The organism is Longivirga aurantiaca (assembly GCF_042660085.1).
Taxonomy (GTDB): domain Bacteria; phylum Actinomycetota; class Actinomycetes; order S36-B12; family CAIYMF01; genus Longivirga; species Longivirga aurantiaca.
Map to the genome: position 1 here is coordinate 1,149,876 of NZ_JBHSTI010000008.1, position 23,678 is coordinate 1,173,553.

The following is a 23,678-nucleotide window of genomic DNA, read 5'->3' on the forward strand; positions in this document are numbered from 1 at the left end:
ACCCGGGTAAGGGGTGTCCGGGGCTGGGAGCGGCGGCGGTCAGCGTCCGCGGCGGCGGTTAGGGTCGTCGCGTGACTCGTGACACCTCCGTCGTGCTGCATGAGGTGTTCGGGTTCACCTCGTTCCGGGGCGCGCAGGCGGCGATCGTCGAGCGCACCGTGGCGGGCGAGGACTCCGTCGTCCTCATGCCGACCGGCGGCGGCAAGTCGCTGTGCTACCAGCTGCCGGCGCTGCTGCGACCGGGCGTCGGCATCGTGGTGTCGCCGCTGATCGCGCTCATGCACGACCAGGTCGAGGCGTTGCGGCTGCTCGGCGTGCGGGCGGCGTACTGGAACTCCACGTCGTCCGCCGAGGAGACCGCGGCCACCCGCCGCGCCGTGCAGAGCGGCGAGCTCGACCTGCTCTACGTCGCCCCCGAGCGCCTGCTGCTGCCGTCGTTCCTGTCGGTGCTCCAACAGGTCGCCGATGATGCCGGCATCGCGCTGTTCGCGATCGACGAGGCGCACTGCGTATCGCAGTGGGGGCACGACTTCCGGCCGGAGTACCTCCGGCTCGCCGAGATCACCGCGCACTTCCCGGGCGTGCCGCGCATCGCGCTCACCGCGACGGCCGACCCGATCACGCGCACCGAGATCTTCGAGCGGCTCGGCCTCGTGGGCGCGACGGAGTTCGTGTCGAGCTTCGACCGCCCCAACATCCGGTACGTCGTCGAGGAGAAGAACGAGACCCGCGCGCAGCTGCTGCGCTTCCTGGAGTCCGGCGACGACGGCGACAGCCTGCGCGGCGAGGCGGGCATCGTCTACTGCCAGTCGCGCAAGCGCACCGAGGAGATCGCGGCGTGGCTTCGCGAGGCGGGGTACGACGCGATCCCGTACCACGCGGGCATGGCGAACGACGATCGCTCGGCCGCCCAGCAGCGATTCCGCCGCGAGGACGGCGTGGTGGTCGTCGCGACGATCGCCTTCGGCATGGGCATCGACAAGCCCGACGTCCGCTTCGTCGCGCACGTCGACCTGCCCAAGAGCCTCGAGGGCTACTACCAGGAGACGGGTCGGGCCGGCCGCGACGGCGAGCCCGCGATCGCGTGGATGGCGTACGGCCTCGCCGACGTCGTCCAGCAGCGCTCGTTCATCAACGGCAGCGGCGGATCGCCCGAGCACCGGCGCGTCGACCAGATGAAGCTCGACGCCATGCTCGGGTACGCCGAGGCCTCCACCTGCCGCCGTCGGATCCTGCTGGCGTACTTCGATGAGCAGTCGGGCGACTGCGGCAACTGCGACACGTGCCTCAACCCGCCCGAGCTCTGGGATGCGACCGTGCCCGCTCAGAAGGTGCTGTCGGCCGCGATCCGCACCGGTCAGCGCTTCGGCGCCGGGCACCTGATCGACGTCCTGCTCGGCAAGCGCACGCCCAAGGTCGAGCAGTGGGACCACGACCAGCTGCCGACGTTCGGCGTCGGCGCGGATGTGAGCGACCGCGAGTGGCGCAGCGTCGTACGCCAGCTCGTCGCCCGAGGCATGCTCTCGCCCGACCCCGCCCGGATGGGGGCGCTGGTCGTCACCGAGGCCGCGCGGCCCGTGCTCGAGGGCGGTGCCGCCGTGCAGCTGCGGCGCGTCCAGGCCCCGGTTGCGCGCGTGAAGAAGCCGCGTACCGCTTCTGGCGCAGCCGCTTCGGCCGCATCACCTGCCGACAGCGAGCTCTTCGAGCGGCTGCGGACGCTGCGGCGCGAGCTTGCCGACGCCGACGGAGTGCCGGCGTACGTCGTGCTCCCGGACCGCACCCTGTGGGAGCTCGTGGCGGCGCGGCCGGCGTCGACCGCCGATCTGCTCGAGGTCAACGGCATCGGCCCGGTGAAGGCCGAGAAGTACGGCGCCCAGTTCCTCGCGCTGCTCGCCGACACGGCCTGACCCGACGGTTATCAGCGGGCCTCGGGGTCGTCCTGGTGGATGCCGAACGTGTTGCCCTCGGTGTCGAGGTAGTACCCCTGCCAGGCCATGCCGGTGAGCGCCGTCTTCGGCATCGCGACCCGGCCGCCTGCCGCGAGGATGCGTGTCTCGGTGTCGTCGTAGTCCTCGACGCCCATCGTGCAGACGAACGCGTTGGCACCCTGCCCCTCCCCGGGGGCCGTGGCGGGCCGCTGGAGCAGGCCCCCGTCGATGCCGGGCTCGCCCTCCGGACCGGTGATGACGCCCCAGTACGGCGTGCCGGCGAACCGCCCGTAGTCCTGGAACTCCCACCCGAAGGCGGCGGCGTAGAACGCCTTTGCGCGCTCGACGTCGTCGGCGTGGATCTCGAAGTGAACGACTCTCGACATGGCCCCTCCTCGGTGCCGTCCGACGCCCCGATCCTCGCACTCGGACAGGCGCTGTCGCCCCTCGGTCGCGAGCGCGCGACAGCCCCGCACCGGTCACGCCTCCGGCGAGCCGGTGCGGGCCCTCGGTGGTGCCGCGGGTCAGGCCTCGACGGGGACGGGGAAGACCTGGTCGGCGCGGTGGCCGGCGCGCTCGTGGATGCGCTGCACCGCCGCGGCGTCCGGCGCCTCGGAGATGCACCAGACCATGCCCGACTCGGGGTCGGCCCAGGCGTGCTCGAAGCTCACACCCTCCTCGCTCTGGATCGCGAGGTCGGCGTTGTGCGCCTCGAGCAGGCCCTCCGGCGTGATCCCGTGCATCCCGGTGTGGACGTCCATGAACTTCGGCATCGCGGCCTCCTGGTGGACTGCCCCCTCCGCGCCCTGACGGTCCTCTGGCAGGCCCGACCCGTCAAGCCTTCTCCAGCAGGGGCCTCAGGGGGGCAGCGGCGTCGGCGAGCCGGTCGGTGCCGGTCGGCTTGCGGCTGCCCATGAGCGCCTCGATGTCGTCGGCCACGTCCCGCACGTTGACGTTCATGCCGGCGAGCACCACGCCCTGCGCGGTCCAGAAGGCGAGGAGCTCCGGCTTCTCGACGTCGCCCCCGGCATAGCTGTCGGGGTCGGACGTGCGCACGTCGACGCCGTTCTTCACGTGCAGGTCGGCGAGCACCTGCGCGACCTCGGGGCCGAGCACTCCGACGAGGGAGACGGGTCGGGGGTCAGGACCGCGGCTCCCACCGGAAGGTGCGCCACGCGACCGCCGCGGCCGCGAGGCCCCACAGCGCGATGACGCCCAGGTGCCCCCACCACGCCGTGCCGAGCCCCTGCCCGGAGCTGGCCGCCACGGTGAGAGCCGCCATGTGCCGCAGCGGGAACGTCCAGCCGATCGCCGACATGACCGTGGGCAGGCCCGGCGAGTTCACGAAGATGTCCGAGACCATCGACAGCGGGAGCAGCGTCACGAGGGCGACGGCCGTCACGCTCTCCGGCGACTCGATGAGGCTGGCCAGCAGGAGGCCCAGGGCGGTGAGGCAGGCGATGACCGCCGCGAACGCGAACGCGGTCACCACCACCGCAGCCGGACCCACCCGAACGCCGAAGAGGACCGCGCCGACGGCGAAGACCGCCACGACGGTCGCCGCACCGAGGAGCGCCGCCGCGCCGATGCGACCCGCGAGGTACGCGCTGGACGGGAGCGGGGTGCCGCGAAGTCGCTTGAGCACGAGTCGGGATCGGTCGTCGGCAAGCGTCGAGGGCAGGGAGACATAGGCCATCACGGCGACGCCGTACACGGCGAGCGCGGGGGCGAGGTACTGCGGCAGCGGCAGCCCGCCCCAGGTGGCCTCGCGCCCGTAGACCGCGGAGAAGAAGACCAGCAGCAGGACCGGGAAGACGATGGCGAAGAAGACCGCCAGCGGGTCGCGCAGCAGCTTCACCGCGGTGAACCGCGTCTGCCCCCAGGCGAGACGCCACCACGACGGCGCGCCGACGTCGGTAGCGGGCCCGAGCGTCACGGGGACGGGGACGGGGGCGGGCGCGGAGCGCGTGGGGACGGCGCCCGTGCTGATCGCGCCGCGGCGGGACCGGTGCTCCCGGGACGGGTGCGGCTCCCAGGTGAAGAACCGGAGCGCCACGAGCGCACCGGCCGTGCCCCACGCGAGCATGACCGCGAGGTGGCCCCACGCAGGGCCGTTGTCGGCCAGGAACGGGTTGAAGCCGTCCGCCACCGCGTTCACGAAGTGCTTGAGCGGGAAGAACCAGCCGACCTGGGCGAGCCACTGCGGCAGCTGCACCACGAACACGTCGGAGATGAACGCCAGCAGGATCAGGCAGCCGTTGGCCAGCGCCTGGGTCGCGGCAGGGGTCGGCGCGATCGACACGAGCGCGAGACCCAGCGCGGCGAAGCACGCCACACCGACCACGAAGGTCAGCACGACGGCCGGCAGCGTGCGCCAGACGATGTCCACGTCGTACGCCACGACTCCCACCACGGTGACGACGGCGAAGGCGAGCAGCGACACGTACACCGCCGAGGCCACGCGGCCGGCGAGGTGCACCCAGGGAGGGAGCGGGGTCGAGCGCAGCCGCTTGAGGACACCGGCCTCGCGTGCGTAGGCGACGCCGAGCGCCAGCGAGACGAAGGCAGCCATGCAGGCGCCGAACACGGCGAACACCGGGACGAGGAACTGCGCGAAGCGCACGCCGGACCTGTCGCTGATCGTGGCGTTTCCGGCGATGGCGCAGACCACCACGACGAACGACACCGGGAACACGAGCGTGAAGAACGCGGCGACCGGCGTGCGCCAGAAGCTCCTGGTGGCGTATCGGAACTGGCTGCGGAGCATGCTCCACGTCGTCGGTTCCCCGCCGGCGCCGGAGGTCGCCGGCCGAAGCGTCGTCCGCGCGGTGTCAGTCACCGCCCTCGCCGCCCGTGAGCCGCAGGTAGACGTCCTCGAGGGTCGGCTGGGACAGCGTGAGGTCGGCCAGCTCGAGGTCGAGCCCCGTGGCCCAGGCACCGAGGGCGGCCATGTCGCCGGTGGGCCGCGAGGTCGCGACGGTGACCTGCGAGGCCGTCACCTCGGGTCGACCGCTGAGGGTGGGCAGGTCGTCCGGGCCCATACCCTCCGGCAGCCGGAACGACAGGACGGCGCTGCGGTCCGCGCCGGCGAGATCGGCCGGCGACCCCTCCGCGACGACGGTGCCCGCCACCAGCACCACCACGCGATCGGCCAGCCTCTCGGCCTCCTCCATGTAGTGCGTGGTGAGCAGGATCGTCGTCCCGAGGTCGCGGAGCGAGGCGATGAGGTCCCAGGCGCGGTGCCGGGCGGCGGGGTCGAACCCCGTGGTCGGCTCGTCGAGGAACAGCAGGTCGGGGCTGCCGACCAGGCCCAGCGCGAGGTCGAGGCGGCGCTTCTCGCCGCCCGAGAGCGTCTTGGTCCGCGCATCCCTGCGTTCGGTCAGCCCCACGAGCCCGATCAGCTCCTCGACGTCCAGGCGGCGGGGGTAGAGACCGGCGTACATCTCGACGAGCTCGGCGACGCGGAACTCCTCGTCGAAGCCGGCCTCCTGCAGCACGACGCCGATCCGCTCCCGGAACGCACGTCCACCGGTCGCCGGGTCGTAGCCGAGCACCTCGACGGAGCCGGCCGTGCGCTCGCGGTGACCTTCGAGGATCTCGACCGTGGTCGACTTGCCGGCGCCGTTGGGCCCGAGGAGTGCGAACACCTCGCCCTCGGCGACGGAGAAGCTCACATCGGCCACCGCCCGCACGGGTCCGTAGTCCCGTCGGAGCGATCGCACGACGATGACGTCGCTCACCTGCCCAGGTTACGACCGTCGATGGACCGCACGCGTGCTGGAGGCAGCCCTCGGGGCTCGCGCTGCATCGGGCGCTGCGCCGGAGCACGATGGCAGATGAGCGGACCGCGCCTGCGTGCCCCCGTGCCGCACGCCGCCCTCTCCGCTCGTCGCCGCACGCGGCGGCTGCCCCGGGCCTCCGGGCGCGATGCCTGCCCGTGCCGAGGCCGGAGGTGCAGGTCATGACCGAGGAACGCCAGGTCACACCGATCAGCGGCTGGGTGGTGCTGCCGGTCGCCGTCGTGCTCTACGTCGCCACGCCCCTGCTGGTGTGGTGGTCGTTCGTGGCCGGGGACGTCACGGCCGAGGGCGGCGCACCGGTCTGGCCGATGTTCGTCGCCGGCCTTGCCTGCCTCCTGCTGGCGATCGTCACGACCGTGGGCTTCTACACGCTCCAGCCCAACGAGGCACGTGTCCTGATCCTGTTCGGCAGCTACCGGGGCACCGTGCGAGCTCCCGGGTTCGCGTGGGGCAACCCGTTCTACGCCAACGGTTCCAGCGGCAAGCAGGCTGCGTCGGCGGCACCGCTGCGCAAGGGCAAGGGTGACACCGAGGCGGCGCAGCTGCCGAGCCCGCCGCGGCGCTACAAGGTCTCGCTGCGCGCGCGCACCCTCAACGGCGACCGGCTCAAGGTGAACGACCGCCGCGGCAACCCCGTCGAGATCGCGGCGGTCGTCGTCTGGCGGGTGCAGGACACGGCCAAGGCCGTCTTCGACGTCGACGACGTCGACACCTACGTGGCGACGCAGAGCGAGACGTCGGTACGGCACCTCGCCACCCGCTACCCGTACGACACGGGGGAGTCGAGCGGTGACGGGGAGGACGAGGTGACCCTCCGGGGCAACGTCGACGAGGTCTCCGACGCCCTGCGGGTGGAGCTGCAGGAGCGGCTCGCGCCCGCCGGCGTGCAGGTCGACCAGGCGCGCCTCACGCACCTCGCCTACGCGCCCGAGATCGCCCAGGCCATGCTGCGCCGCCAGCAGGCCGAGGCCGTGATCGCGGCCCGGCGCAAGATCGTCACGGGGGCGGTGAGCATGGTGGAGATGGCCCTCGCCGACCTCGCCGACAGGGGCGTCGTGGACCTCGACGCGGAGCACCGGGCCTCGATGGTCGGCAACCTGATGGTCGTCCTCTGCGGTGAGAGCCAGGTGACCCCCGTCCTGAGCGCCGGGACGTCGATGGCCTGACGGACCCGGTCGGCGCCGAGATGCCTCGGGAGCCCCGACGGGAGCAGGATGGGAGCGGCGAGCGGGCTCCCGCTCCCGCGCTCCGGGCAGGTCCGGGGCGCCTCGGGCGGGCCGAAGCTCCTACCACCGCAGCCGTGGTACTCGGGAGGGGCCATGTCCAACGAGATGCAGCACGAACCCCAGATCCGTGGATACGAGGCACCGGCGCTCGACCGGCCGACGGCCGAGACCCGCGCACGCGTCGCCGCGCGACGCAGGCTCGAGGAGAAGCGCAAGTTCAGCGGCCACCTGGCGACGTACGTCGTGGTCAACGCCTTCCTCGTGGGCATCTGGTACTGGAACGGGGCCGGGTCCTTCTGGCCGGGATGGGTCATGGCCGGCTGGGGGATCGGCCTGGTGCTCAACTTCTGGGAGGTCTACCTGAGGCGTCCGATCACCGAGGCGGACATCGAGGCGGAGATGCGCCGCTCGAGCGGTGGCTGAGGGCAGGCCCCGTCCGCGCCGTCGAGCCGGGCCCTCGTCGGCACCGCCGGTCCTCGTTCCGCACCGGCGGCAGACACCTGGCCCTTCGTGAGGAGGTAGCACGATGACGACGATCGAGAAGTACGAGCGTCCGACGTTCCAGGACGTGCTGTGGTCGACCTGGCCGTTCAGCTCGCTGGCGCTGGAGTTCCCCGTCCGCGACATGGCGTCGATGCGGATCGAGGAGTTCATGGACGGCGACACGCTCGTCGTGCGCGCCGAGCTCCCTGGCATCGACCCGGCCAAGGACGTCGAGATCACGGTGGCCGACGGCTTCATGACCATCGCGGCCGAGCGCACCCAGGAGAAGACCGAGGGCGAGGAGGGGAAGCCCGGCTACCGGTCGGAGTTCTCCTACGGGTCCTACCGCAGGGTCGTCCGGATGCCGGCGGGCGTGCGCGAGGACGACGTGACGGCGACGTACCACGACGGGATCCTCGAGGTCCGCGTGCCGGTGGCCAGTGAGCCGCCGACACCCGGGAAGGTCCCGGTGACGCGCGTCTAGCGCCCACGAGGTCGGGGCCGGCACCACGTCCGGCCCCGACCCCTCGCGCCGGGGCAGGCGTTGACCCCGGTGAGCAGGCACGACGGGCACCGGGGAGGTGCGGACCACGTGGGCGGCTCCCACCCACCGAGCGACGGCCTGCCGGCCGTCGCGATCCTCCCCGTGGACGTCGACCCCGCCGGGCTGACGTCGCTCGAAGCGGCTCGCCGCCTCGAGGAGGCCGGCCGCAACGAGATCGAGCAGCGGGGCCGCGTCACCGTCTGGGCCGGGGTCGGGCAGCAGCTGCGCGACCCGCTGATCGTCGTGCTGCTGGCGGCCTGCCTCCTCACGATCGTCACCGGCGACCTGACCGACGCCGCCGTCATCGCGCTCGTCGTGGTGGCCAACACCGTCATCGGCGTGTGGCAGGAGATCAAGGCCGACAAAGCAGTCACGGCGCTGGCGGCGCTCACGTCGCCGTCGGTCCGCGTTCGCCGGGACGGATCAGAGACGTCGGTGCCGTCGCCCGAGCTCGTCTGCGGCGACGTGGTGCTCCTGGGCGAGGGCGACATCGTGCCGGCCGACGCCCTGCTGCTCGAGGCGTCGTCGCTCCTGGTCGACGAGTCGAGCCTCACGGGGGAGTCGGTCGCGGTCGGCAAGCGTGCGCCGCACGGCGAGCACCCGGGCGAGGAGCTGTCGTCGGGCACCGTCGTCGTGAAGGGTCGTGCGGTCGCCGCCGTCACCGCCACCGGTGCCTCCAGCGCGCTGGGGCGGATCGCCGCGCTCATGGACACGAGCGCCCACGCCACGCCGCTGCAGATCCGGCTGGCCTCGCTCGGTCGCGTGCTCGCGCTGGTGGTGGTGGCGCTGAGCCTGGTCGTGATGCTGCTCGGGCTCGCCCGCGGCGAGCCGCTGGAGGTCATGCTGCTGACCGCCGTCAGCCTCGCCGTCGCCGCGGTGCCGGAGTCGCTGCCCGCCGTGGTCACCGTGGCGCTGGCGCTCGGTGCCCGCCGCATGGCCGAGTCGAACGCGATCGTGCGCAGGCTCTCCGCCGTCGAGACGCTCGGGTCGGTGAGCGTCCTCGCCACCGACAAGACGGGGACGCTGACGCAGGCCCAGATGCTCGTCGAGGAGATCTGGACCCCGCACCGCCGAGTCGGGGTCTCCGGCAACGGCTATGAGCCCGAGGGCGAGCTCGTCGAGGCCGGCGCGCGGCTGGCGACGTCCGGTGCAGCGGACGTCGTCGAGCTGCTGCGGGCCGCCGTGCTCTGCAACGACGCCACGCTCGTCCCGCCCGACGGTCCGGACGGCACGTGGTCCGGGCTCGGCGATCCGACCGAGTGCGCGCTGCTCGCGGCCGCCGGCAAGGCCGGGCTCACCCGCGAGTCCCTCGAGCGCCTGCACCCCCGGGTTGCCGAGGTGCCGTTCGACAGCGCGCGCCAGCGGATGTCGACGGTGCACGCGCTCGATCCCGACCACCCCGAGCAGCTCCTCGTGGTCACCAAGGGGTCCGTGGAGGCCCTGCACGCCGTGCACGGCCCCGGGGCGCACCCGGTCGTGTGGCACGAGGCGCTCACCGCCGCGGCCGAGCTCTCGGCGTCGGGCTTCCGGGTGCTCGCGCTCGCCGCGGGGACCTGCCACGACGGCCGGTGGGAGCACGCCGAGCAACGGCTCCTCGGCCTCGTGGCCATGAACGACCCGGCGAAGCCGGCAGCCAGGGCGACGCTCGAGGCGTGCCGCGCCGCAGGCATCACGCCCGTCCTCATCACCGGGGACCACAGGGAGACCGCCAACGCCGTCGCCCTCGACGTCGGAGTGCTCGACGCAGGCGCCGATTCGGGCGGCCTCGTCGTCGTGACCGGTCCGCAGATCCTCGCCGGCGAGGTGCCCGACCTGACCGTGCCGCGCGTCTTCGCCCGGACGTCGCCGGAGCAGAAGCTCGACATCGTCCAGGCGTGGAAGGATCGCGGCGCCGTGGTCGCGATGACGGGGGACGGCGTCAACGACGGCCCTGCCCTGCGGCGCGCGGACATCGGCGTCGCGATGGGCCACCGCGGCACCGAGGTAGCGCGGCAGGCCTCGGACCTCGTGCTCGCCGACGACGAGCTCGGCACGGTGGTGACGGCGGTTCACGAGGGACGGCGGGTCTACGACAACATCCGCCTCTTCCTCGTCTTCGGCCTCGCGGGCGGCGCCGCCGAGATCCTCGTCATGCTCCTCGGCCCGTTCTGCGGCCTGACGGTGCCGCTGCTCGCGGCGCAGATCCTCTGGATCAACCTCCTGACTCACGGCTCGACCGGCGTCGCCCTCGGCAGCGAACCCGCAGCGCCGGGGACCATGCGGCGAGGTCCGCGGCCCCCGGAGCAGAGCGTGCTCGGCGACGGGCTGTGGCAGCGCGTCCTCGAGATCGCGGTGGTGATCGGCACGGTCACGCTCGGCCTCGGGCTCTGGGCGGAGGGCACCGGCCGCGAGTGGCAGAGCATGGTGTTCCTCGCCCTGGTGAGCCTGCAGCTCGGCGTCGCGGTCGGCCTGCGTCCGCGCCAGCTCACGACGAGCAACCTGATGCTGCCCGTGACGGTCGCGCTATCGGCGGTGCTCGCGCTCGCGGGCGTCTACCTGCCGGTGCTGGCCGACATCCTCGGCACCGTCCCCCTGCCGCCCGCCGATGCCGCGCTGGCGGTGTCGACCGCGGTGATCGGCTGGCTCGCCAGCCGGGTCACCGGCTGGGTCCAGGTACGTCGCCGTGGCCCGACTCATCAGCAGCAGCCCTGATCCGGCTGGACGGCCGCCCGGCGCTCCGGTCAGTCGACCCGGGGCGGGGCGCCGGTGTCGGAGGCGAGCTCGCCCCCGGCCGCCTGCCACGCACGCAGCCCACCGTGCAGCACGCGTGCGTCGACGCCCGCCGCCCGCAGGTGCACCACGGCCTGCTCCGCGCGACGCCCGGAGCGGCTGGCGACGATGACCGGCCGCTGCCGCGGCATCACGGCGATCGCCGGCCCGAGCTCGTCCATGGGCACGTGGACGGAGTGGGGCGAGTGGCCGTGCGACCACTCGCGGGCGTCGCGGACGTCGATCAGCATCCCGTCTCCGGCGATCAGCCGCATCGCATCGTCGGGCTCGATCGAGGGCATCCGATCGTCGTGTGCCATCGCGCACCTCCCGCGTGGGGACCAGGTGCGGCGCGGGTTCGGCGCGACGTCATTGCACGGCTCACACTCGACGCCCGGCCGCACTCACACCGTAGGCGCGTGGCGCCCGATGTCGCCAGGCGAAGGCGCCGGAATCGTCCTCGGCGCCTCCTCGACCGGCGGCAGGTCGCCCGCGATGGCACGGGGGGAGTGGCCCTCCCGGGTGGTTCGTGATCGCGGTGCGCGGCCGGGGTCCGCTCGGAGGGCATCGGTCCGAGCGCTGCGTAGACTGGAGATGGCCGCCGGGGCGGCGCACCCCGTGCCGTTCGAGTCGGCCGTGGAGGTGAGTGCCGTGACAGACATGCGGCACGAGGAGATCACCGTTCACGAGGCGCCTCCGCGTCAGCGGTCGGCGCTCGTCTGGTGGCTGGCCGGCGGCCTGGTCGTCGCGCTCGCCGCCCTGATCGGTCTGGGCGTGTGGGGGTACTCGACGTACGCGATGACGGCGCAGGAGCAGGCAGCCGTCGCCGTCGTCCAGGACCACATCGACGCCACCAACGCCGCGGATCTCGCCGCGCTCGACGCGACGATGACCAGCGACATGCTGTGGACGGCCTACGCGAACGGCGAGGTCGCGGCCGGGCCGCTCAAGGGGCAGGAGTACATCGACTTCGTGAAGAGCACGGTGCCGACCTTCGTGATGACCCAGCTCGGCCCGATGACGGTCTCGAGCGACGACTTCACGAAGATCACCGCCGTCTCGGTCCCCATGCACGTCACCATCTCGAACATCGGCGCGGATGAGACGGGAACATCCGTCTTCTACGTCCACGTCGTGGACGGCACCCCGCAGATCACCCAGATGGTCTGGCTGACCCTGTCGTAGTGCCTCGACCGTCCCTGGTGCCCGGTCGCGCTCGGCGACCGGGCACCAAGGACGCGGTGACACGTGAGTGGCGGGACGGGCGTGCGGCGATGGCGGCACGGCGGCCCGGTACCGTTCCGGCATCCGTCCGGAAGAGGTCTCCGTGTCCGTCGATCAACGCCTGGCCGAGTTGTCGGCCGCCCTGCCCGGCGACGTCGTCGTCACCGACGCCGAGCGCACCGACAAGTACCGCTGGGACCGCGCGAACGACCCGCGGGCCGGTGTGCCGCTGGCTGTCGTTCGAGCGGAGTCGACCGAGCACGTGCAGACCGCGGTGCGGTGGGCGGCGAAGCACGGCGTGGCCGTCGTACCGCGTGGTGCCGGCACCGGCCTCTCGGGTGGTGCGAGCGCCATCGACGGGTGCCTCGTGATCTCGACCGAGCGGATGCGGGCGGTGGAGATCGACCCGCTCACGCGCATCGCGTACGTCGAGCCCGGGCTGCTGAACGCCGAGCTCAAGGCCGAGGCCGCACGGCACGGGCTCTGGTATCCGCCGGACCCGTCGTCGTACGAGATCTGCTCCATCGGCGGCAACATCGCGACGAACGCCGGCGGCCTGTGCTGCGTGAAGTACGGCGTGACCACCGACTACGTGCTCGGCCTCACCGTGGTGCTCGCGGACGGTACGGCGGTGGAGCTCGGCGGGCCGCGGCTCAAGGACGTGGCCGGCCTGCCGCTGACGAAGCTGTTCGTCGGGAGCGAGGGCACGCTCGGGATCGTCACGCGCATCGTGCTGCGGCTGGTGCCGGCGCAGCGCACGCCGTCGACCCTGGTGGCGACGTTCGCCTCGCTCGACGACGCGACCGCCGCGGTGCTCGCGATCTCGAGCCGGATGCGGCCGTCGATGCTGGAGTTCATGGACCGCGCGTCGATCAACGCGGTCGAGGACATGACGCGGATGGGCCTCGACCGGTCGGCCGAGGCGCTGCTCGTGGTGCAGTCGGACGAGCCGGCGTCATACGCCGCTGCGGAGATCGCCGAGGTCGGTGCGCTGTGCGACGCCCACGGCGCGACCGAGTGGTTCTCGACCGACGACCCGGACGAGGGCGAGCAGTTCGTGGTCGCCCGCCGCTCGGCGATCCCGGCTCTCGAGCTGAAGGGCGCGCTGCTGCTCGAGGACGTCGGCGTGCCGCTGCCGCGGCTGGGCGAGCTCGTGCGCGGGATCGAGGCGATCAGTGCCGACCACGAGGTGCTGGTCGCGGTGGTGGCGCACGCCGGTGACGGCAACACGCACCCGCTCGTGGTGTTCGACCCCGCGGACGCCGCTGCCACTGCTCGGGCGCAGACGGCGTACGACGCGATCATGCGGCTCGCGATCTCGCTCGACGGCACGATCACGGGCGAGCACGGCGTGGGGCGGATGAAGCAGCCGTGGCTGCGCGACTACCTCGGCGCCGACGTGCACGCGCTCAACCGGCGCATCAAGGACGCGCTCGACCCCCAGGGCATCCTCAACCCCGGCGCGGGCATCTGACGGTCGGCGCCCTAGCCGGGTGGCGATTCCGTCGCAGAGCGCACGCTGGCTACCCGGGTAAGCCGAGGACGCGGTAGGTGAGTGGTGAATCCGTCGCAGAGCGCACGCTGGCTACCCGGGTAACGCGGCGGCGGGATCGCTAGGGCGTGGCCCAGGTGTCGAGCCAGGTCTCGATGGGCTCCTGGACGACGCCGACGGCGATCACGCTCATGTGGTCCTCGCCCGCGAGCACGTCGAGCTCGACCGGGATGCCGGCATCCTCCAGCGCGCTGGCGAACGACCGCGACTGCGACAGCGGCACGACGTCGTCGCCGTCGCCGTGGATCAGCAGCACCTGCACCGTCGACGGCGCGGCACCGGTCTGCACGTAGTGGATCGGGTCGCCCGACTCCCAGAGCGCCACGTCGTCGGCGCGCGGCGTGCCGAACCAGTCGGCCATCATCGGCTGGAACGTCTGGGTGTCGTAGATCCCCGCGAGCCCCACCACGCCGGCGATCTCCGGGATCGGGTCGGCGCACGGGCGGGCGAGCGTCGTACCCGACACGGCCGCGAGCGCCGCGAGATGCCCGCCGGCCGAGTGGCCGACGAGCACGACCGGCCCCGGCTTGGGCTCGGACCTCGAGGCGAGCGCTGCGGCGTACGCCGTGGAGCAGAGGACGTCCTGCAGCGACGCCGGGAAGCCGATGCCCTCGTTGCCCGCGCGGTACTCCGTGGTCGCGACGAGGTAGCCGGCGTCGGACAGGCCCGTCGCGAGCGGCATGAACCCGGTGCTGTCGTGGCTCTGCCAGCCGCCACCCGGCACCAGCACGATGAGCGGCACCGTCGGTCGCGCGGGGACGGCGACGGGGGAGTAGAGCGTGGTGGTGAGCGAAGGGTCGAACGTCGACGGCGACGGGCTCGGCGGCGGTGGCGTCGTCTCGAGCGGCCCGGTCGACGACTGGCTGCAACCGGTCAGCAGCAGCGCGAGCGCGGCCCCGGCGATCCAGCGCGTGCGCATCCCCATGCCCGCATCCTCGCGCAGGACCGCCGGAGGTCGCAGGCGCGCCGCCGCGGCGACCCAGCGAGGTCGTCCGGACGCACCGCGTCACCAGCGCCCGGGCGGCGGCGTCTGGGCGCGACTCAGCCGCGCGAGAGCGCTAGGAAGGGAGTAGTTACGCGGCGCTGTCGGGGTGTCGGCCTCCGCGCCGTGAGCGCGAGGAGGCGAGTCCGGTGTCGTACGTGGTCACGGTCGAACGGGTCGAGGAGCAGCCAGCTGCGGTGGTGCACGGCCGGGTGGACGTCGACGACCTCCCGGAGTTCCTCGGGCGCGCGTTCGGAGACGTCCTGCGCACCCTGGCGACCCAGCACCTGCATCCGGTCGGCCCGCCGTTCGGCCGCTACCAGGTCGATGGCGACGTGTTCGAGGTCGAGGCGGGGTTCCCGTGCGACGGGGTCCCGACCCCGGTCGGCGACGTCGAGCCCTGCACGCTGCCGGGAGGCGAGGTCGCCACGACGCTGCACACCGGCGACTACCAACGGATCGGGGCGGCCTACCAGGCCGTCGCCGAGTGGATGGGCGAGCACCACTGGCAGATCGCCGCAGCACCCTGGGAGTCGTACGTCGACGACCCGACGGTCCTCGAGCCGCGCACGATCGTGCGCTTCCCGGCTCGGCGGGCCAGCTAGCGGCCGTGGAACGGAGGGCGTGATGGACGCGAGGCAGCTCGAGAGGATGCGGGACGGCGCCGGCTTCATCGCCGCGCTGGACCAGAGCGGCGGGAGCACCCCGCGAGCACTGGCGCTCTACGGCCTCGACCAGACGACGTACAGGACCAGCATCGAGATGCTGGCGCTCGCGCACAGGATGCGCACGCGCATCGTCACCAGCCCGGCCTTCACCGGCGAGCGGATCATCGGGTCGATCCTCTTCGGCGACACGATGGAGAGGCACGTGGAAGGCATGGGCACCGCCGAGTACCTGTGGCACGTCAAGGAGATCGTGCCCTTCCTCAAGGTCGACCACGGCCTCGAGCCTGAGGAGCACGGGGTGCGTCTGATGCGCAGGATCCCCGATCTGGACCGCGCCCTCGACAAGGCCCTGGGACACGGGGTGTTCGGCACCAAGATGCGCTCGGTCGTCGTCAGCGCCGATCGCCCGGGCATCGAGGCAGTCGTCCGTCAGCAGTTCGAGTTCGCCCGCCGGATCCTCGACGCCGGGCTCGTCCCGATCATCGAGCCCGAGGTCGACATCCGCAGCCTGCAGAAGGAGGCGGCGGAGGACCTGCTGCGCGAGTACCTCCTGCACGCCCTCGACATGCTCGGGGACGACGACCGCGTGATGCTCAAGCTGACGCTGCCCGAGGTGGACGACTACCACGCGCCGCTCGTGGCGCACCCGAACGTCCTGCGCGTCGTGGCCCTGTCGGGCGGCTACAGCCGTGCGGAGGCGGTGGAGAGGCTCGACCTGCAGCACGGGGTGATCGCGAGCTTCTCGCGGGCGCTCACCGAAGGCCTGCGCGTCGAGCAGACCAAGGCCGAGTTCGACGCCGCGCTGCACGAGTCGGTCGAGAGCATCTACCGCGCGTCGTTGACCTGAGGCGTCCTGGTGTCGTGGACGTCGTACGCGAGGGACCGGAGCGTGAACTCGCCGTACGCGAACGGGCCGTCCGGGCGCTCGTAGAGCGCTGATCCCTGGGTGGCGACGCGTACGCCGTCGGCCATCGGGCGGTAGCCGGCGAGCGGCGTGCGCCACCGCATCGGCACGAACGTGCCCGTGCTGCTGTCGGGGCGGTCGTCGGACCAGAAGTCGGCGAGCAGGCCGTCGTCGCCGAAGACGAGGGTGGCGGCGACGGTGTGCGGGCCGTTGGTGAAGGTGACGCGCGCGCTGCGGTCGTCGACGGCGTCCCACGCGAGACGCGGGTCGACCAGCGCGCCCGGTGCCAGCACGCACATGTCGTTGAGCACCGTGACGGTCTCGGCGCGGCTGATCTCGGAGCCGGACAGGTCGACCATGTCGACGAGCGAGGCGACGCGCACGCGGAAGGTCGCGTGCTCCTCGCGGTAGAGGTGCAGCGCGCGCACCGGCAGCCCGAACATCCTGGCGTCCATGAGGAAGAGGCGCGTCGGACGGTCGAAGAGGTTGTACTGCACCGACGTCGACCGCATCGGCCTCGCGCCTGGCGCACGCCGCATCGCGGCGTCGAACTCGACGCGCATGCTCTGCGGCGCAGGGCGTCCGAGCGCACCTGTCTCGCGGAGGTAGCGGCGTACGGGGTCGGGGAGGGGCGCGATCGCCTCCTCGTCGAGCGGCGGTCCGATGGTGGGCTCGAGGGTGTCGAGCTCGTGCGCGACGGCGGCGTCGAACTGCTGCCGGAGGTCGATCCGGATGGTCATCGCGCACCTCCGACCAGCGTGTGCGAGCGGTGCGACAGCGCGAGCGCGCCGAGGCCCAGGAGGATGACGACGTCGATCACAGCGCCGGCGGCTGCGGCGGGCAGCGCGAGCAGGCACGCGACGAGCGAGAGAGCGGCGAGGGCGGCCGTGAGCGGCAGGGCCCATGCGGAACGGCGTACGACGCCGACACCCGCCACCACGAAGCCCACGGCGAGGGCGAGCCATACGGCTCCGACCACGCGCATCCCGGTGGCGCCGAGGTCTGCACCGAGGAGATCGGTGCGGTAGGGGAAGCCGTCGAGCGTGGCGAGCTGCCACGGGACGACGAACCCGATGAGGTGGATGAGGCCGTGCGCTGCAAGGGCTGCACCGGCCAGGACGCGCATCATGACGTGCTTCCTTTCATCGGTCGTGCGTCGCGCCGGGGTGCTCGGGGGCGAGAGCCGCGAGCCAGGCGCGGGTGAGGTCGCGCAGTGCGAGGACGTCGCCCCGCGGTACGCCGTCGAACGCCGTCCCGAGCAGGGCGCGCGACCGCGCGACGCCCTCGGGCGAGTCGAACCGGCGTACCTGCTCGGTGACGGTGATCCGGGTGGTCCGCGCGTCGGCGGGGTCGGTCTCGAGCCGCACCCAGCCGCGCTCCTGGAGGCCGAGGGCGATCTGCTTCACGTTCTGCCGCGAGCTGCCGTAGCGCTCGGCCGCCTCGCTGAGCGACGGGGAGCGGTCGGGGAACGCCGAGGTGAGGACGGCGAGCAGCAGCCACTGCCGGGTGGTGAGACCCCAGTCGTCGAGCGCGGCGTCGGCGCGGCGGGTGAGGTGCTGGGCCAGGACGAACAGGGTGCCGAACGCCTCGGCCTGCGCCTGCTCCAGCTCGATGTCGGCCATGTGCGTAATATATTACGCATATGGCCCGGCGGGAAGGGGGCGGCGGCGTGAGCCGCGTCTCGTCGGGCCTCGCCCAGGTCGCGGGAGCGCCGACCACGGGCGAGGATGCAGGCACGGCCGCGTCGCGGCCCGCCGGGTGCCCGGACCTGGACTCGACGACCTTCGCAGGAGAGTCATGCGCGCCCGACTTCCTCTCGCCGCCACGGCCCTCGCCCTCGCTGCCGTGCTCAGCGGCTGCAGCAGCCACTCGTCCGACATGGCCGGCGGCACGGCCGCGATCGTGGCGGGTCAGCAGGGCGACATCGCCTTCGCCCAGCTGATGATCCCGCACCACGAGCAGGCCGTGGAGATGGCCGACCTCGCCCTCGAGCGCGAGACCTCGCCGGAGGTGAAGGCCCTCGCCGAGCAGATCAAGGGTGCGCAGGACCCCGAGATCGAGCAGATGACCGCGTGGCTCGCCGCATGGGGCGCGCCCACGCAGATGCCCGGCGTCGAGCACAGCGGCGACCACGCGGGGATGCCCGGGATGATGAGCGACGACGACATGTCCGCGCTGGCCGATGCACAGGGTGCGGCGTTCGACGAGAAGTGGCTGACGCTCATGATCGCCCACCACGAGGGCGCCCTCACGATGGCGCAGCAGGTGCTCGGCACGACCACCGATGCCGAGGTGCGCACGCTCGCGGAGGCGGTCGTCGCCGGCCAGAAGGCCGAGATCACCGAGATGACGGCGCTGCTCGCCCGCGCGTAGCTGAGTGGCGAATCCGTCGTAGAGCGCACCCTCGTTACCCGGGTACATCGGCGACGGCGTAGCTGAGTGGCGACTCCGTCGTAGAGCGCACCCTCGTTACCCGGGTACATCGGCGACGGCGTAGCTGAGTGGCGACTCCGTCGTAGAGCGCACCCTCGTTACTCGGGTAGGCAGGCGCCGGTGTCCGAGGTGTCCACAGCTGGCGGTGAGCGGCGCGTCGTCCACGTGCGGAGGCTGAGCCCGGCCGCGTACGTCGTACCGCCCCGTCAGCGTGCGCGGCATGACCGGACGCACGCACGCCCTCGACCTCGTCCCCGGCCTGCGGGAGCTGGCCCGCGCCCAGCTCGGCGTCGTACGCCGCGATCAGCTGCGCGAGCTCGGCGTCGGACATCAGCATGTGCGCCGTCAGGTGCAGGCGGAGCGGTGGCGTGCGATCGGGCCGCACGCCGTGGTGCTGCAGACCGGTGCGCTGTCCCGTCGGCAACGGCTCAGCCTCGGCGCTGTGCACGCCGGTCCGGGCAGCGAGCTCGACCTGTGGTCGGCGCTGGAGCACGCCGGACTCCGCGGGTGGGAGAGGTCGGCGGTGCACGTTGCGGTGCCACGAGGCAGGCGGGTTGCGCGGCTGGACGGGGTGGTCGTGCGTCAGGTGTCAGCTCGACCGCCGGCTGCCGTGGACGGCCCCTGGCCGCCCGCCGCACCGCAAGCGAGGGCCGCGGTCGAGGCTGCGTGCCTCGAGCGCACCGACACGTCGGCCGCCGGGCTGCTCGTTGCGGTGGCGCAGCAGCGGGTCGCGACCCCCGAGGCGATGCGCCTCGAGCTCGACCGGCTCTGGCGGCCGCGACGCGCTCCGCTGTTGCGCGCTGCGCTCTACGAGGCGGGTGCCGGCTCGGAGTCCGTCGCCGAGATCGACGTCCTCCTGCTGGTGCGGCGGGCCGGGCTCCCCGAGCCTCGGCGGCAGGTGCTCGCGCTGACCCCGGATGGCGTGGAGAAGCTCGACCTCGTGGTCGACCTGCCGGACGGGCGCACCCTGGTCATCGAGGTGGACGGACCGCACCACGACGACTCGAGCCGGCGGGCAGGGGACGCGGCGCGGGACGCTGCCCTCATCGCTCTGGGCTACCTGGTCCTGCACATCCCGGTGATCGAGATCCGCACCGACCCGGCCGGCGTCGTACGGCGACTGCGCCGCATTGCGCAGGCTGCACGCGCTGGCTGAGTGGCGATTCCGTCGTGGAGCGCACGCTCGTTACCCGGGTAACGCAGGGCTTCGATAGGTGAGTCGGGATTCCGTCGTGGGGCGCACGCTCGTTACCCGGGTAACGGGCGTCAGGTGAACGCGGGGCCGAAGAACTCGGCGCGGCCGTCCTTGACGAGGTAGACCGACCACTCGGGCAGGCCCACGAACCAGCGGTTGCAGGTGGGGCCCTCGACGAGGCACGCGGTGGCGAGGGCGTCGGCGAGGCCGGCGTCGGGGCCGACGACGGTCGCGCTGTCGTAGTGGACGCCGAAGTCGCCTGTCACGGTGTTCGCGATGTGCGAGCCACGCTCGTAGAGGCCGCTCGTCGCGACCGCCCAGCCGTCGGGCACCGTCACCGCGCGGATCACCGACTGCGTGTCGTACGGGTTCGTGATGCCCACGGTCCACAGCTCGCCGGGCGACTGGAAGCCGCGGCAGGCGATGTCGCCGGAGGCGTTCACGCACACGTTCGGCACACCGCATACGACGAGGAGGTCGGCCACCACGCCGGCCGCCCAGCCCTTGACGTAGCCGCTCGGGTCGACGCCGCCGCGCACGGCCCACGGGTCGAACACGCCGTCAGTCAGCGCGCGGGCGCCGGCGCATGCGTCGAGCACCGTCCGCACGATCGACGGCAGCCTGAACTCCTCGAGCAATCCGTTGCGGTACATCGTGATCGGGGTGTCGGCGCGGTACGTCGAGAACCACGCGTCGACCTGGTGCAGGTACGCCACGGCGTCGTCGACGATCGAGTCGATCCCGGTCGTCAGCACGGGCGCACGCAGGTCGAGCACCACGTGGGTGCCCCACACCGGCTCGACGTGGATCCTCTGCTCCCACGCACCGGGACCGGCGTACGAGACGAGGCCGTCCGTGCCGAGCCCGGTCACAGGCCCGCCTTGGCCATCGCCGACTCCAGCGACCCCATCCAGGCGTACGACGTCAGGGTCGCACCGGACACCGCGGCGATCTCGGCGGTCGTCGTGCCGATCGTCTCCGCCACGAGGGTGGGGATCGACAGGTCGGAGTAGCGCTGCGACTCGCCCGTGGGGAAGCGCACCGCGCGGGCGGCGGTGATGACGCCGTCGGTCACCGTGATCGCGACCTGCACGGTGCCGTAGCGGTGCGACGCCGCGATACCGACGTACTCCCCGTCGCCGCCGGACGGGGTCGGGGTCGGGGTGGGCGACGACGTGCGTGTCGGGGTGGGCTTGGGCGTGGGCTTCGGCGTCGCGCTGCGAGTCGGTGCGGCAGTCGCACGCGGAGCCGGGCTGCTGGGCCTCGTGGTGGTGGGCGCGGGGCTCGCGGACCGCGATGCTGAGGCGGACGGCGAGGGCGAACTGCTCGTGGGATGGTCCGCGGGGGAGGCCGAAGGGCGCGACGCCGAGGGCGTGGCGACGGGCTCCGCCTCCGGGGTCGGCGGAGCGGATGCCGAGGAGCTGGTTTCGTGGGAGGCGACAGGCGCCGCGGCTGCGGCGTCGAGGATGTCTCCGGACCCGTCGGAGTACGACAGCACGGTGGCGAGGCCGGCGACGGTCCCGACCGAGACGAGGAGAGCGCGCTTCATCGCCAGCCGCCCGTCACAGCGCGAACGACTCGTGGTGGAGACGGGCAGCAGGCACCCCGGCGGTGGACGCGGCCTCGAGAACGAGCGCGGCGAAACCCGCTGGGCCGCATACGAACACGTCGCACGCCCCGAGGTCAGGGACGAGGGCGACGATGTCGGACGCCGTCAGCGTGACGTCGAACCGCGTGCCGATCACGTAGCGAAGCCGGTAGCCGCGCGACCCCGCAAGCGCCTCGAGCTCGGCGCGCAGCAGGATGTCGGACGCGGATCGCGCGCGCACCACGACGTCCACGTCGGCGTCGGTCGGCAGGTCCTCGAGCATCGCGCGGACGGCGGTGACTCCCGAGCCGGCAGCGAACGCCGCGACCCGTCGGCCGTGGCGCCGCCGCGCTGTGAACACGCCGTACGGCCCCTCGGCCCACACGCGCGTCCCGGGTCGCAGCCGCGAAGCAAGCGCCGCGGACTGGTCTCCCGATGCCGTCACGGTGATGCGCAGCGTCCGGCCGTCCGGCGAGGCCGACAGCGAGTACGGGTGCGCCTGCCACCACCAGCTGCGGGTGAGGAACCGCCACTGGAAGAACTGCCCGCCCTCAGCATCGAGCCGGTGCAGGTCTCGTCCGGTGAGATGCACCGAGACGGCGCCCGGGCTCTCGCGGACGACGTCGGCCACCCGCAGGTCGTGCCGCAGCGAGCGCACGAGCGGCAGCGCCACGCGTGAGCCGACCACGAGCAGCGCGACGGCGACGTACAGGGCGATCCACAGCGTCTGCTGCGCCGGCCGCCCCGCGAAGAAGGTGCCGAGCTCGAGCTGGTGCCCGAACGCCAGCGCCACGGCGAGATAGAAGTAGAGGTGCGAGACCCACCACGTCTCGTGCCTCATGCGGCTGCGGATGCGGCGGTACGACAGCGCGCCCAGCGCCACCATGAGCACGAACGCGGCGGCCGCCGGCACCATCCACGCCGAGTGGGCCACGATCGTCCACAGCTCGGCGAGAAGGCCGCTGCGCGCCTCCTGCGCGTAGCCGATCGTCGTCAGCAGGACGTGCGCACCGATGAGCATCAGGGCGTACGGCGCCACCACGCGGTGCAGCGCCACGAGCCGCTGGTGCCCCAGCTCGCGCTCGATCCACGGCACCCGAGCGACGAGCACGATGAGGGCGAGCGACAGGTAGGTGCCGGCCAGCGCGGCGAGGCCGCCGAGGGCGATGAACGGGCCGCCGTCGAACCTCCAGGTGGGCAACGAGTCCGCGAGCGCGAGGCCGATGACGACGACCAGGCCGACGATGGCTACGGCCAGTGCAGACCGACCGCGACGCGTGCTCGTCCCGTCGGCCGGCGAAGTCCGGCGGCTCGCCCGGGTGCCGGGCGCTGGAGGCAGCCCCGAGAGGGCCGGCACAGGTCGGACGGAGCCGACGGCACCGGCTGTGCTGAACCCCGACCGCTCGAGGGTCATCGGCCGAGCACCTCTGCGGCACAGGACGCCAGGCGGGCAGGCGAACGCATCGCACGCGGCTGCCTGCTCATGTCCCCTCCGCCCGCCGTCGGGTAGTCGTCCTCTCTACGGCTGTCGGAGCCCCGGTGGCGCCCCTTGAGGCTCGGGGGGCGCGGGGCCGCGGAGGTACGCCCGCGCTCACCCGTCCGGCCCTGCCGGTGCGGCGGGTGGGATGGCCCGAACCCCGGACAGGCTCATGTGGCTCTCGGTAGTCTCCCCGCGACGCATCGTTTCGCTCGGGGATCGAGATGACGACGGGGACCGGTACTGCTCAGCTGCTCTTCGGCGCTGCCCACCAGAGGTTCGGGGGAGTCATCCCGTTCCTGTCGATGTGGCTCGTCGAGGACACCGGCACGCTCTGGCGCGTGACCGACCCGTCGTACGGCCCGGTCGACTGGGTCCCGCGGACGCCCGAGCGCGTGCTGGCCGACGCCCTCGTGCTCCTTGTGGCCCTCACCTCCACGCCTCGCGACCCCGTCCCGGTAGCGCTGTCGGCCATGGCCCCGGCCGCGACCTGGCGGTCCGGACGCGTCGACCTCCCCACCTGGCGGCACTACGACACCGGGCACCTCGACGCCCTGGTGGCGGCCACCGAGCCCGCCGGCAAGGTCGTGCTGTCGGTGCTGCCGGAGGCGAGCATCCCCGAGGCGGCGCTGCTCCCGTTCGAGCTCCTCGACTGGGACGTCGACGTGCTCATGCCCCGCCTCAGCCGACGCCGTGCGGACCGCGACCTGCACCAGGCGCCTCCGCCCGGGATGCCCGGCCCGGCGATCCCACAGCAGTCCCAGGAGCCACGTGCGCACCAGACGCCACAGCCGTCACGCAGGTGGACCTGATCCCCCAACCTCCACTCGCACAAGCGAAGTCGCACGCCGGGTGATCCGCCGCGTGGCCTCGGCGACACCGTGTCCGCTCCTCGAACCGGGGGTTCGGGCTGTGGGCTGGGCGAC

25 protein-coding genes are annotated in these 23,678 nt (G+C 72.8%); 12 read left to right on the plus strand and 13 right to left on the minus strand.

Going from position 1 to position 23,678, the window contains the following annotated elements:
* Window positions 1–71 precede the first annotated feature (71 nt).
* Window positions 72–1,907 (plus strand): DNA helicase RecQ, encoded by a 1,836-nt coding sequence (gene recQ / locus ACFQGU_RS09315; RefSeq protein ID WP_386765961.1) that lies wholly within the window; start codon window positions 72–74, stop codon window positions 1,905–1,907.
* A gap of 11 nt (window positions 1,908–1,918) precedes the next feature.
* Here recQ and ACFQGU_RS09320 read toward each other — a convergent pair whose 3' ends face one another.
* The 5 genes from ACFQGU_RS09320 to ACFQGU_RS09340 form a co-directional block, all read right to left on the minus strand.
* On the minus strand, window positions 1,919–2,314 hold the full coding sequence (locus tag ACFQGU_RS09320) for a VOC family protein (RefSeq protein WP_386765963.1): 396 nt from the start codon (window positions 2,312–2,314) through the stop codon (window positions 1,919–1,921).
* A gap of 138 nt (window positions 2,315–2,452) precedes the next feature.
* Window positions 2,453–2,701 (minus strand): SCO4226 family nickel-binding protein, encoded by a 249-nt coding sequence (locus tag ACFQGU_RS09325; protein ID WP_386765965.1) that lies wholly within the window; start codon window positions 2,699–2,701, stop codon window positions 2,453–2,455.
* A gap of 61 nt (window positions 2,702–2,762) precedes the next feature.
* Entirely contained in the window at window positions 2,763–3,044 is a 282-nt protein-coding gene (locus ACFQGU_RS09330) for a hypothetical protein (protein WP_386765966.1), read from the minus strand.
* A gap of 25 nt (window positions 3,045–3,069) precedes the next feature.
* Window positions 3,070–4,695 (minus strand): ABC transporter permease, encoded by a 1,626-nt coding sequence (locus ACFQGU_RS09335; RefSeq protein ID WP_386765968.1) that lies wholly within the window; start codon window positions 4,693–4,695, stop codon window positions 3,070–3,072.
* Between the two features lie 64 nt (window positions 4,696–4,759).
* Window positions 4,760–5,668 carry an ABC transporter ATP-binding protein gene (locus ACFQGU_RS09340; protein ID WP_386765970.1) on the minus strand — a complete coding sequence of 303 codons (909 nt, stop codon included), beginning with the start codon at window positions 5,666–5,668 and terminating at the stop codon, window positions 4,760–4,762.
* 221 nt (window positions 5,669–5,889) lie between these two features.
* Here ACFQGU_RS09340 and ACFQGU_RS09345 point away from each other — a divergent pair, with 221 nt between their 5' ends.
* From ACFQGU_RS09345 to ACFQGU_RS09360, 4 genes are all read left to right on the plus strand, one after another.
* Window positions 5,890–6,894 carry an SPFH domain-containing protein gene (locus ACFQGU_RS09345; RefSeq protein ID WP_386765972.1) on the plus strand — a complete coding sequence of 335 codons (1,005 nt, stop codon included), beginning with the start codon at window positions 5,890–5,892 and terminating at the stop codon, window positions 6,892–6,894.
* Between the two features lie 153 nt (window positions 6,895–7,047).
* Window positions 7,048–7,377 (plus strand): 2TM domain-containing protein, encoded by a 330-nt coding sequence (locus ACFQGU_RS09350; RefSeq protein WP_386765974.1) that lies wholly within the window; start codon window positions 7,048–7,050, stop codon window positions 7,375–7,377.
* Window positions 7,378–7,480: 103 nt separating this feature from the next.
* On the plus strand, window positions 7,481–7,921 hold the full coding sequence (locus ACFQGU_RS09355; protein ID WP_386765976.1) for an Hsp20/alpha crystallin family protein: 441 nt from the start codon (window positions 7,481–7,483) through the stop codon (window positions 7,919–7,921).
* 108 nt (window positions 7,922–8,029) lie between these two features.
* The gene (locus tag ACFQGU_RS09360; RefSeq protein ID WP_386765978.1) at window positions 8,030–10,672 is read left to right on the plus strand and encodes a cation-translocating P-type ATPase; all 2,643 of its coding nucleotides are present in this window, start codon (window positions 8,030–8,032) and stop codon (window positions 10,670–10,672) included.
* A 29-nt stretch (window positions 10,673–10,701) separates the two neighbouring features.
* Here ACFQGU_RS09360 and ACFQGU_RS09365 read toward each other — a convergent pair whose 3' ends face one another.
* On the minus strand, window positions 10,702–11,049 hold the full coding sequence (locus ACFQGU_RS09365) for a rhodanese-like domain-containing protein (protein WP_386765980.1): 348 nt from the start codon (window positions 11,047–11,049) through the stop codon (window positions 10,702–10,704).
* A 331-nt stretch (window positions 11,050–11,380) separates the two neighbouring features.
* Between ACFQGU_RS09365 and ACFQGU_RS09370 the strand changes: the two genes are divergently transcribed.
* Both ACFQGU_RS09370 and ACFQGU_RS09375 read left to right on the plus strand, forming a co-directional pair.
* Window positions 11,381–11,914, plus strand: coding sequence for a hypothetical protein (locus ACFQGU_RS09370; RefSeq protein ID WP_386765982.1), 534 nt, complete (start codon window positions 11,381–11,383; stop codon window positions 11,912–11,914).
* Between the two features lie 142 nt (window positions 11,915–12,056).
* The gene (locus ACFQGU_RS09375) at window positions 12,057–13,427 is read left to right on the plus strand and encodes an FAD-binding oxidoreductase (protein WP_386765984.1); all 1,371 of its coding nucleotides are present in this window, start codon (window positions 12,057–12,059) and stop codon (window positions 13,425–13,427) included.
* A gap of 139 nt (window positions 13,428–13,566) precedes the next feature.
* Here ACFQGU_RS09375 and ACFQGU_RS09380 read toward each other — a convergent pair whose 3' ends face one another.
* Window positions 13,567–14,430, minus strand: coding sequence for an alpha/beta hydrolase family protein (locus ACFQGU_RS09380; protein ID WP_386765986.1), 864 nt, complete (start codon window positions 14,428–14,430; stop codon window positions 13,567–13,569).
* Window positions 14,431–14,636: 206 nt separating this feature from the next.
* Here ACFQGU_RS09380 and ACFQGU_RS09385 point away from each other — a divergent pair, with 206 nt between their 5' ends.
* On the plus strand, window positions 14,637–15,092 hold the full coding sequence (locus ACFQGU_RS09385; RefSeq protein WP_386765988.1) for a GyrI-like domain-containing protein: 456 nt from the start codon (window positions 14,637–14,639) through the stop codon (window positions 15,090–15,092).
* A 22-nt stretch (window positions 15,093–15,114) separates the two neighbouring features.
* Window positions 15,115–16,002, plus strand: a complete 888-nt coding sequence (locus ACFQGU_RS09390) for a fructose bisphosphate aldolase (protein ID WP_386765990.1) — start codon at window positions 15,115–15,117, stop codon at window positions 16,000–16,002.
* Here ACFQGU_RS09390 and ACFQGU_RS09395 read toward each other — a convergent pair.
* The 3 genes from ACFQGU_RS09395 to ACFQGU_RS09405 are packed head-to-tail and all read right to left on the minus strand — an operon-like array spanning window position 15,981 to window position 17,681.
* The gene (locus tag ACFQGU_RS09395) at window positions 15,981–16,799 is read right to left on the minus strand and encodes a DUF6544 family protein (protein ID WP_386765992.1); all 819 of its coding nucleotides are present in this window, start codon (window positions 16,797–16,799) and stop codon (window positions 15,981–15,983) included. The two genes, ACFQGU_RS09390 and ACFQGU_RS09395, sit on opposite strands and share 22 nt — an antisense overlap.
* A complete protein-coding gene (locus ACFQGU_RS09400) occupies window positions 16,796–17,188 on the minus strand; it encodes an ABC transporter permease (RefSeq protein ID WP_386765994.1) in 393 nt (130 codons plus the stop codon). Before ACFQGU_RS09400 ends, ACFQGU_RS09395 begins: the two co-directional genes overlap by 4 nt.
* Window positions 17,189–17,201: 13 nt before the next feature.
* Window positions 17,202–17,681 (minus strand): MarR family winged helix-turn-helix transcriptional regulator, encoded by a 480-nt coding sequence (locus tag ACFQGU_RS09405; RefSeq protein ID WP_386765996.1) that lies wholly within the window; start codon window positions 17,679–17,681, stop codon window positions 17,202–17,204.
* Window positions 17,682–17,856: 175 nt separating this feature from the next.
* Here ACFQGU_RS09405 and ACFQGU_RS09410 point away from each other — a divergent pair, with 175 nt between their 5' ends.
* Together ACFQGU_RS09410 and ACFQGU_RS09415 are read left to right on the plus strand one after the other, a co-directional pair.
* Window positions 17,857–18,432, plus strand: a complete 576-nt coding sequence (locus tag ACFQGU_RS09410) for a DUF305 domain-containing protein (RefSeq protein ID WP_386765998.1) — start codon at window positions 17,857–17,859, stop codon at window positions 18,430–18,432.
* 280 nt (window positions 18,433–18,712) lie between these two features.
* Window positions 18,713–19,648, plus strand: a complete 936-nt coding sequence (locus tag ACFQGU_RS09415; protein WP_386766000.1) for a DUF559 domain-containing protein — start codon at window positions 18,713–18,715, stop codon at window positions 19,646–19,648.
* Window positions 19,649–19,758: 110 nt separating this feature from the next.
* On the opposite strand, the gene ACFQGU_RS09420 is transcribed toward ACFQGU_RS09415, so the two are convergent.
* From ACFQGU_RS09420 to ACFQGU_RS09430, 3 genes are read right to left on the minus strand one after another with little or no spacing between them, the layout of a single operon-like run.
* Entirely contained in the window at window positions 19,759–20,559 is an 801-nt protein-coding gene (locus tag ACFQGU_RS09420; RefSeq protein ID WP_386766002.1) for an FAD:protein FMN transferase, read from the minus strand.
* Window positions 20,556–21,236 carry an FMN-binding protein gene (locus tag ACFQGU_RS09425; protein WP_386766004.1) on the minus strand — a complete coding sequence of 227 codons (681 nt, stop codon included), beginning with the start codon at window positions 21,234–21,236 and terminating at the stop codon, window positions 20,556–20,558. Before ACFQGU_RS09425 ends, ACFQGU_RS09420 begins: the two co-directional genes overlap by 4 nt.
* A gap of 13 nt (window positions 21,237–21,249) precedes the next feature.
* Window positions 21,250–22,689 (minus strand): ferredoxin reductase family protein, encoded by a 1,440-nt coding sequence (locus ACFQGU_RS09430; protein ID WP_386766006.1) that lies wholly within the window; start codon window positions 22,687–22,689, stop codon window positions 21,250–21,252.
* A gap of 287 nt (window positions 22,690–22,976) precedes the next feature.
* Between ACFQGU_RS09430 and ACFQGU_RS09435 the strand changes: the two genes are divergently transcribed.
* Window positions 22,977–23,564 carry a hypothetical protein gene (locus tag ACFQGU_RS09435; RefSeq protein WP_386766008.1) on the plus strand — a complete coding sequence of 196 codons (588 nt, stop codon included), beginning with the start codon at window positions 22,977–22,979 and terminating at the stop codon, window positions 23,562–23,564.
* Window positions 23,565–23,678: the final 114 nt, after the last annotated feature.

Bases quoted from the DNA above. Each gene is read 5' to 3' on its own strand.
- ACFQGU_RS09320 (WP_386765963.1), bottom strand. From the start codon at position 2,314: ATGTCGAGAGTCGTTCACTTCGAGATCCACGCCGACGACGTCGAGCGC.
- ACFQGU_RS09325 (WP_386765965.1), bottom strand. From the start codon at position 2,701: ATGCCGAAGTTCATGGACGTCCACACCGGGATGCACGGGATCACGCCG.
- ACFQGU_RS09335 (WP_386765968.1), bottom strand. From the start codon at position 4,695: ATGCTCCGCAGCCAGTTCCGATACGCCACCAGGAGCTTCTGGCGCACG.
- ACFQGU_RS09345 (WP_386765972.1), top strand. From the start codon at position 5,890: ATGACCGAGGAACGCCAGGTCACACCGATCAGCGGCTGGGTGGTGCTG.
- ACFQGU_RS09350 (WP_386765974.1), top strand. From the start codon at position 7,048: ATGTCCAACGAGATGCAGCACGAACCCCAGATCCGTGGATACGAGGCA.
- ACFQGU_RS09355 (WP_386765976.1), top strand. From the start codon at position 7,481: ATGACGACGATCGAGAAGTACGAGCGTCCGACGTTCCAGGACGTGCTG.
- ACFQGU_RS09365 (WP_386765980.1), bottom strand. From the start codon at position 11,049: ATGGCACACGACGATCGGATGCCCTCGATCGAGCCCGACGATGCGATG.
- ACFQGU_RS09380 (WP_386765986.1), bottom strand. From the start codon at position 14,430: ATGGGGATGCGCACGCGCTGGATCGCCGGGGCCGCGCTCGCGCTGCTG.
- ACFQGU_RS09390 (WP_386765990.1), top strand. From the start codon at position 15,115: ATGGACGCGAGGCAGCTCGAGAGGATGCGGGACGGCGCCGGCTTCATC.
- ACFQGU_RS09395 (WP_386765992.1), bottom strand. From the start codon at position 16,799: ATGACCATCCGGATCGACCTCCGGCAGCAGTTCGACGCCGCCGTCGCG.
- ACFQGU_RS09400 (WP_386765994.1), bottom strand. From the start codon at position 17,188: ATGATGCGCGTCCTGGCCGGTGCAGCCCTTGCAGCGCACGGCCTCATC.
- ACFQGU_RS09405 (WP_386765996.1), bottom strand. From the start codon at position 17,681: ATGGCCGACATCGAGCTGGAGCAGGCGCAGGCCGAGGCGTTCGGCACC.
- ACFQGU_RS09410 (WP_386765998.1), top strand. From the start codon at position 17,857: ATGCGCGCCCGACTTCCTCTCGCCGCCACGGCCCTCGCCCTCGCTGCC.
- ACFQGU_RS09415 (WP_386766000.1), top strand. From the start codon at position 18,713: ATGACCGGACGCACGCACGCCCTCGACCTCGTCCCCGGCCTGCGGGAG.
- ACFQGU_RS09425 (WP_386766004.1), bottom strand. From the start codon at position 21,236: ATGAAGCGCGCTCTCCTCGTCTCGGTCGGGACCGTCGCCGGCCTCGCC.
- ACFQGU_RS09430 (WP_386766006.1), bottom strand. From the start codon at position 22,689: ATGACCCTCGAGCGGTCGGGGTTCAGCACAGCCGGTGCCGTCGGCTCC.
- ACFQGU_RS09435 (WP_386766008.1), top strand. From the start codon at position 22,977: ATGACGACGGGGACCGGTACTGCTCAGCTGCTCTTCGGCGCTGCCCAC.